At 58.8% G+C, this 6,904-nt stretch carries 9 protein-coding genes; 5 read left to right on the top strand and 4 right to left on the bottom strand.

Going from position 1 to position 6,904, the window contains the following annotated elements:
* Window positions 1–187 precede the first annotated feature (187 nt).
* Window positions 188–757, top strand: coding sequence for a NifU family protein (locus EOA36_RS22225; RefSeq protein WP_027142904.1), 570 nt, complete (start codon window positions 188–190; stop codon window positions 755–757).
* Between the two features lie 196 nt (window positions 758–953).
* On the opposite strand, the gene EOA36_RS22220 is transcribed toward EOA36_RS22225, so the two are convergent.
* Entirely contained in the window at window positions 954–1,571 is a 618-nt protein-coding gene (locus tag EOA36_RS22220) for a L,D-transpeptidase (protein ID WP_127279442.1), read from the bottom strand.
* A 226-nt stretch (window positions 1,572–1,797) separates the two neighbouring features.
* On the opposite strand from EOA36_RS22220, the gene cueR reads away from it, so the two are divergent.
* The 3 genes from cueR (at window position 1,798) to EOA36_RS37365 (ending at window position 3,461) form a co-directional block, all read left to right on the top strand.
* Window positions 1,798–2,277, top strand: coding sequence for a Cu(I)-responsive transcriptional regulator (gene cueR, locus EOA36_RS22215; RefSeq protein WP_245464435.1), 480 nt, complete (start codon window positions 1,798–1,800; stop codon window positions 2,275–2,277).
* Window positions 2,278–2,425: 148 nt separating this feature from the next.
* Window positions 2,426–2,896 (top strand): nucleoside deaminase, encoded by a 471-nt coding sequence (locus EOA36_RS22210; protein ID WP_127279441.1) that lies wholly within the window; start codon window positions 2,426–2,428, stop codon window positions 2,894–2,896.
* A gap of 169 nt (window positions 2,897–3,065) precedes the next feature.
* Window positions 3,066–3,461, top strand: coding sequence for a hypothetical protein (locus EOA36_RS37365; RefSeq protein ID WP_189553306.1), 396 nt, complete (start codon window positions 3,066–3,068; stop codon window positions 3,459–3,461).
* A gap of 829 nt (window positions 3,462–4,290) precedes the next feature.
* Here the strand turns inward: EOA36_RS37365 and EOA36_RS22195 are convergent.
* The 3 genes from EOA36_RS22195 to EOA36_RS22185 form a co-directional block, all read right to left on the bottom strand.
* Window positions 4,291–4,473 (bottom strand): hypothetical protein, encoded by a 183-nt coding sequence (locus EOA36_RS22195; protein ID WP_127279439.1) that lies wholly within the window; start codon window positions 4,471–4,473, stop codon window positions 4,291–4,293.
* 138 nt (window positions 4,474–4,611) lie between these two features.
* Complete coding sequence (locus EOA36_RS22190) at window positions 4,612–5,169, bottom strand: hypothetical protein (RefSeq protein WP_127279438.1); 558 nt, start codon at window positions 5,167–5,169, stop codon at window positions 4,612–4,614.
* A 207-nt stretch (window positions 5,170–5,376) separates the two neighbouring features.
* Window positions 5,377–6,330: an IS1595 family transposase gene (locus EOA36_RS22185; protein WP_127279437.1), complete on the bottom strand. Its 954-nt coding sequence runs from the start codon at window positions 6,328–6,330 to the stop codon at window positions 5,377–5,379.
* 110 nt (window positions 6,331–6,440) lie between these two features.
* On the opposite strand from EOA36_RS22185, the gene EOA36_RS22180 reads away from it, so the two are divergent.
* Window positions 6,441–6,904, top strand: a 464-nt coding sequence (locus tag EOA36_RS22180; RefSeq protein WP_189553304.1) for an MmcB family DNA repair protein, incomplete at its 3' end; no start/stop codon positions are given.

Raw genomic sequence — 6,904 nt, 5'->3', positions numbered from 1 at the left:
CCGCAGAATCTGTCGGATGAGGAAATCGACAGCCTCGCCTGAGCCCGCCCGGGATTCAGCCCCCCAGCCAGCAAAAACATTCCGCCGGCCGGCCGTTCCGGCGATGCGTTTCGCTTGAATGTCCCGCCGATAGAGCCTATTTAGAACTATTCCAAACTAGTTGCCCAAAACGGGCATGGAGACGGCCATGTTCATCCAGACCGAGTCGACGCCCAATCCGGCGACGTTGAAGTTCCTGCCTGGCAAGGAAGTGCTGCTCGAAGGCACCGCCGATTTCCGCGATGCTGACAGTGCGGCGACGGCCTCGCCGCTGGCTGGGCGGCTGTTCGAAATCCCTGGCGTCACTGGCGTGTTCTTCGGCTATGATTTCATCACCGTGTCGAAGGACGGTCCGGACTGGCAGCACCTGAAGCCGGCGATCCTCGGCGCCATCATGGAGCATTTCATGTCCGGCGCGCCTGTCATGGCCAAGGCCGGCCCCGCCGCCGAGACCAGCCAGACGGGCGAATTCTACGACAAGGCCGACGAGGAGCTCGTCATCACCATCAAGGAGTTGCTCGACACGCGCGTGCGCCCGGCGGTCGCCCAGGACGGCGGCGACATCACCTTCCGTGGCTTCGAGAACGGCACCGTGTTCCTGCACATGAAAGGTGCCTGTGCCGGTTGCCCGTCCTCGACGGCGACGTTGAAGCACGGCATCCAGAACCTGCTTCGCCATTTCGTGCCGGAAGTACAGCAGGTCGAACAGGTTTCCTGATTCTTCTTCCGCGCCGCCAGTCGATCTGCGAGCGCGGCCTGAAACATCCTATCCGCGAACAACAAAAAACCGGGCCGAATTGCCCGGTTTTCTGTTTGGGACGTCCGTTGTTGCCTAGACGGTCCGCGTATGAAAGGTGACTTCCAATTTAACCACGATATGCCGAAAAAGCGGACAGGCTTTCCGGCACCATGGCCTAAAGAACGATGACCTTGGCGCCGACCTCGGCGCGATCATAGAGGTCGATGACATCCTGGTTCATCAGGCGGATGCAGCCCGACGACATGGCCTTGCCGATCGAGTTCCATTCCGGGCTGCCGTGCAGGCGGTAGCCCATGTCGCCGCCCTTGTTGAACAGGTACATGGCGCGCGCGCCGAGCGGGTTCTTCAGGCCTGGATCCATGCCGCCGGCGAACTTGGCGAGTTCGGGCTGGCGCTTGATCATCTGCGAGGGCGGCGTCCAGGTCGGCCATTCGCGCTTGATGGCGATATGGGCGGTGCCGTGCCATTCGAAGCCCTCGCGGCCGACGCCGATGCCGTAGCGGATGGCCCGGCCGTCACCCTCGACGAAGTACAGAAACTTGTTCTGCGTATCGACGATGATGGTGCCCGGCTTTTCCTTGGTGTCGTAGCTGACTTCCTGGCGATGGTACTTCGAGGGAACCTTCTCGATCGGGATGCGCGGCAGCTGGTAACCGGCATCGGTCACCGCGCCATAGTCGTTGGAAAAGATCTGCCCGCCGATGGTGCTGCAACCGGCAATAGCGGTGGACAGCGCCAATGCGGCAAGTATTGCAAGCGACTTCATGCGCATGTGGTGATCCGGTGCCCTGCCCAAACTGGAGCGGCACGAGTCGGCCGCTTTCTCGCCATCATTCATGCTGGCATTTGCTTTGCTTGCCAAGCACACGATGCCTATATGCGGGGACTTACGTGCTGGTATGCGTATCACTATGGTATTTCGGCAACATACTTCACCGGATTGTGAAGGAAATTCAATGGGGCCTGAATCACGGGCCCCGCAAAATCGAGGACCCGCCATGAATGTCGGCGACGCCGCCCACCGCTCAGGCCTGCCTGCCAAGACCATCCGCTACTACGAGGAGATCGGCCTGATCGCGCCCGCGCGCGCCGCCAATGGCTACCGCGATTATTCGGGCGACGACATCCACCGGCTGGCCTTCCTGCGCCGCGCGCGCAATCTCGGCTTTTCCATAGACGATTGCCGTCAGCTGATGGCGCTCTACAGGGATCGCGGCCGCGCCAGCCACGATGTGCGCGCGATCGCCGCCGCCCATGTCACGGCCATCGAGGAGAAAGTGCGCGAATTGCAATCGATGCGCTCGACGCTGCAGAAGCTCGTCCACGCCTGCCATGGCGACGAGCGGCCGGATTGTCCGATCCTGGATGATATGGCGGGGGCGGCGTTAGTCGGCGACAAACCCCAGCGCAGGATCGATGGACAACGTGTTGAAGACGGTGATCAACGCCAGGGTGCCGAAGGGCGACAAGCCGGATAGGTGTTGGCGGTGCGAGCGGCCTTGCTACTTCTCCGTGAAGGCCGCCAGCATTGGTTCGTGTGGTATATTGCATGCTCTAATATGAGCGTAGGATATAGGCACTGCCGCTGTCCCACTGACCGGTGACCCCGGTGATCGGAGAGACCGCATGACCCGCGACCAGATGCTCGCCCACCTTCGCGCCGCCGATGCGGTCGCTCGCGAGGCTGCCGCGCACGGCCACCATCCGTTCGGTGCGGTGCTGGTTGGCCCCGATGGCGCGATCCTCATGCGCCAAGGCAACATCGACACCGTGCATCACGCCGAAACCGAACTTGCGCGGCGCGCGGCGGCAGCCTATTCGCCGGAGTTTCTCTGGACATGCACGCTGGTCTCGACCGGCGAGCCCTGTGCGATGTGCACCGGAACGCTCTACTGGGCAAATATCGGCCGGCTGGTCTACGGCTTCGAGGAAACCGAACTCCTCGCGCTGACTGGCGACCATCCCGAAAACCCGACGATGAGCCTGTCCTCGCGCATTGTGCTCGGCTCTGGACAGAAGAAGATCGAGGTTCACGGCCCCTTCCCCGAAATTGCGGACGAACTGGTCTCGGTGCACCGTGGCTTCTGGCAGCGGTAGTGGTTCTTCGCGCCCAAGGGGTGGGTTGTCAAATATCCAATCGGGCGATTCTATGGTTGACAAACCCAAAGTGAAATAGGAATTTGGTCCTCGACAAGCCGGCATTTGCAGGAGAGCCACTATTAGACCTCGCTAATATATGCTACCGGGTCATGCGAGGGGGTATGTCATGGAGCAGCCTCGAAGATGGATTGCACTGGCGTTGCTTGTCTTGGCGGCTGACGCGGATGCGCACGACATCTACACCGGCAAAAAAGACCCGGTTATGCAAGCTGACTGCTGTGGCAATAAAGATTGCCATCCGATAGACGCTAACCAGGTCAGGGAAACCAAGGACGGCTATTACGTCAGATCGTCTCACCCGGCTTATATGAATGAGTCACAAGAGCCGGAGTGGTTTATCCCTAGGTCGCGCGTCCAAGCTTCTCCCGATGACCGCTACCACCTCTGTGAGCATTTAATGACGTTCTTTCGAACGATCATTCCCCATACGAAGTTCGAAGCCTACGAAAGATACAACTGGCGGTGCTTCTTCGCGCCCAAGGGCACGAGTTCAATCCCATAAGGTAGAGGGTCTAGGGAGATAACATTCCCAGCGCTGAGGGGTGACCGGCGCCGGGGCTAAAGGCATGTACGCAGTACCTGCATGACCTAACGTGAGCTTGCGCTCATAGAGTGAACGAAGGGTGAATTGGACTACCCAGCCGTAGGGGAATGGCCCTATAGCGGTTACCTCTGAGGGTAATTAAGCCTATGGAATGGCTACAGGTGTTGTAGAAAATTTTAGGCCCCGCACGTTTTCGGATTTAGCATCCTAAACTGGCGAGGCCCGCAAGTCCCCGAAGGGATGTGGCCCTTATATGGGGCAGAACCTTTAACGAATCAACCACAAAACGCGTTCCTACGATACCCGGCCCGCGAGGTTACAGCCCTAACGCATGCCTCAGACCAGCTTCGATTCTGGCCAAATCCGCCGCAGACACCTGTTCTTGCAGGAATTTTCCGCGTCGCTGAACGCGGTCGAGCCGAGCATGAGAGACATGGTCCACCAGCTCGCAAATAGCCCAAGTATCTACGGTTAAGCTTCGATACGGCCCAACGGTGAACGGAACGTGTGAAGGCTCAATAGCGCGAGGTTCCGTGGCCGAAAGCGGCACCACTACGCACTTTCCTGGCAACCAGATTTTCTCGCCCTCCGCAGTTTCTCCTCCAGATATCCTGAAATTATAGGATCTCGGCGAAACCACCACCACACGACGCGTTTTTGGCATTTCTGGTGGAACGCATCCCATGTCGAAATTACACATCAGGATCGAGCCACGCTGAGGCGTGAACGAAATCATTTCGAAACGATCTATGAAAATCAGCCGTCTTCGGGCTTCGGGGTTTCTATATCAGGGCTTCGACGGCTCACGCTTACGGCGCACCAATTCCTTTATCTGCTCATTGGTGAGCTTCGGCGCGTGGGCAATCTTGTTCACCACGGCCTCGAAGGCAGCGTCTGACTGATCGGTTTTCAGTTCGCGTGCAGCTTCGCGGAACTTTTCGATCTGCGGCTTATCTGCTGGCTTGGACATAGGAATATAGACTCCGATTCGGAGGTATGTTAAGCGAATAGGGCGGGCCTCATGACCCGCCCTGCCGTCTAAGGCATTTGCCGCAGCCCTTAAGCTACGGCATCAGTTATTCTAACGGCTTGCCACATGGGATACTCCTTAATCGTAGACCGTCGGGGTCGGGTTGGGAGATTGAACAGGGGCTGAATCCTGTTCGACGTCTGGGCCGCCCTCGGGCGGCCCATTCTCGTTGAGGAACCCAGGCTCCTCTTTTTCAAGCCTGAAAGCCAATGCAACCAGCATGTCTTTGCGGGCAATCGTCCCTGATTTCTTTAGGTCGGTCAAAGCCGGGCTGATGGACGACATCGGCACGATTTTCCCGGTCTCCTTAGCGAGGTAATCCCTGATTTGATTTGCGGTTTGCCAGAGCCCTCGCGGCTGGGTCAGCGCCTCTATAATAAGGGCGTTCTTCGTTTTTGCCTTTTGCGGAAGGGGGATACCAGAGGTGATGCCGGTGATAGTCGGCCGCTCGCGTACTCGCGCTGGCTCGATGGTCGCCGTATACTCCACCGCTTTCTCCCGCAGCGACTGCCACCGCTCGGCAAGCTTCAGGAGCCCTTCTTCGATAAAGGCAAGTTCGCGGTCTTCCTGCGCGATCTGCCGGCGCCGGGCGCGAACGTCTTCAAGGCTAAAATTCGGTTGGGTCATACCGCCCATTAAGCCGAGTCTTATCCTCAAGGCAAGCGGAATCATAATCTCGCTTCTGTGTCGCGGAACAAAACATGCTCAAAGCAGAAGCTGGCTTGTGGAAAACTCAATCGAGCAGGCTTAATCGCATAAGCATATCGTTATGGCTTACGCCGACCATACCGCCAGAGTGGTAGCTCTAGCTGCACCGGCTTTCGGAAGTGCGTCCGCTTATCGTCAAGCAGGTCTATGATAGGTGAGGCGCTTACCAGCGGCACCCTTCAAGGCGATGAATGCACGGGTGCCGTCATCAACGCCAAGCGCGATGCGGTTCGAATACCGGAAATCGAACTCTGCCAGATAGCGATGCAGGTGGTGTTCGGCGCAATGCTGGTAAACGCCTTTCATGCCGCGCTTGAAGACGCTGTAGAAGCCTTCCACGGTATTGGTGTGGATGGTCTTTTCGCCTTCGTAGCGGACGTATTCGTCCTTGGAATGCGTGACGACATCGTGAGAAGCGAATTCCTGGCCCGCGCGGCGATAGATACCGCTCTCGTCAGTCATGAGCGCGCTTTCCTTGGCGATGTTGGCGCGGACGATCGGCATGACGTTGCCCATGCGGGCAGTATCGACGTGGAAGGAACGGGCGCGGCCACCACGCTCGACAAGCGTAACGACCGTGTTCTTGTGTGCGCCGCCGCCCTTCTTCACAGGAGTGCCAGCCAGACGGCCAATGTACGTCTCATCGACTTCCACGGTCTTGCCGTTGCCGCCAAGCGGGGAGAAGTCGCCAGACGCCATTGCAAGGCGAATGCGGTGGCACAGGAACCAAGCCGCCTCATAGGTGCATTCGAGTATGCGGTGCATCTGGTGGGCGCTAATGCCCTTCTTAGAGGCGCACATAAGGTGGATAGCCTGAAGCCACTTGGTGAGCGGCAGATGGCTTTCCTCGAAAATGGATCCCATGCGAACAGTGAACTGCGAACGGCAGGCGCTGCACTTATACAGGCCGTGACGCTCGACGCCGTGCGGGTTCTTTTTGGAAGGCTTGGTGCGAACGCCCTTCAAGGCGTAGTGGCGATCAACGCTACCGCACTTGGGGCAAACAGGACCGTTCGGCCACAGTATGGATTCGACATGCTCGAAAGCCTTTGCTTCGTCATGGAACTCGGGGCGCGACAGAACGGACATGGGAATCTCCTATGTCCTTACCCTACGTAATCACTTTGGGTTTGTCAACCAGATAATCGCCTCCAATCGCCGGGTTCAAACCGTGAACAAAATCTGGCATGGTGCCTGGCATGCCAATCATCTCCCCGATTCCCCTGAATCCTCTGATCGACGGCCGCCAGTCCGAGCGCGCCATGCTGGTGCGGCGCGGCGTGCAGCGGTTGCTGATGCAAATGGGCGCGCATGTACTGCCTGAGCTGTCGCTGGCCACCGGCCGCCGAGCCGACCTCGTGGCGCTGACCCGGCAGGGCGACATCTGGATCATCGAGATCAAATCCTCGATCGAGGATTTTCGCGTCGACCGCAAATGGCCTGATTACCGGCTACATTCCGACCGTTTTTTCTTCGCCACCCATCCCGGCGTGCCGGCGGAGATTTTTCCGGAAGAGTGCGGGTTCATCCTCTCCGACGGCTATGGCGCTGAAATCCTGCGCGACGCACCCGAACACCGCATGGCGGCGGCAACGCGCAAGGCGCTGATGCTGCGCATCGCGCGCGCCGGTGCTTCGCGGCTGCTCTCGGCGGAGCTTGCGGG

The organism is Mesorhizobium sp. M8A.F.Ca.ET.021.01.1.1 (genome assembly GCF_003998025.1).
In the GTDB taxonomy this organism is placed as follows: domain Bacteria; phylum Pseudomonadota; class Alphaproteobacteria; order Rhizobiales; family Rhizobiaceae; genus Mesorhizobium.
Note: the sequence above shows the minus strand (reverse complement) of the source record. Positions and strands in the feature narration are given on the sequence as shown.

Coding starts and splice junctions, on each gene's coding strand:
- cueR (WP_245464435.1), top strand. CDS start 1,798: ATGAATGTCGGCGACGCCGCCCACCGCTCAGGCCTGCCTGCCAAGACC.
- EOA36_RS22185 (WP_127279437.1), bottom strand. CDS start 6,330: ATGTCCGTTCTGTCGCGCCCCGAGTTCCATGACGAAGCAAAGGCTTTC.
- EOA36_RS22210 (WP_127279441.1), top strand. CDS start 2,426: ATGACCCGCGACCAGATGCTCGCCCACCTTCGCGCCGCCGATGCGGTC.
- EOA36_RS37365 (WP_189553306.1), top strand. CDS start 3,066: ATGGAGCAGCCTCGAAGATGGATTGCACTGGCGTTGCTTGTCTTGGCG.
- EOA36_RS22220 (WP_127279442.1), bottom strand. CDS start 1,571: ATGCGCATGAAGTCGCTTGCAATACTTGCCGCATTGGCGCTGTCCACC.
- EOA36_RS22195 (WP_127279439.1), bottom strand. CDS start 4,473: ATGTCCAAGCCAGCAGATAAGCCGCAGATCGAAAAGTTCCGCGAAGCT.
- EOA36_RS22190 (WP_127279438.1), bottom strand. CDS start 5,169: ATGGGCGGTATGACCCAACCGAATTTTAGCCTTGAAGACGTTCGCGCC.
- EOA36_RS22225 (WP_027142904.1), top strand. CDS start 188: ATGTTCATCCAGACCGAGTCGACGCCCAATCCGGCGACGTTGAAGTTC.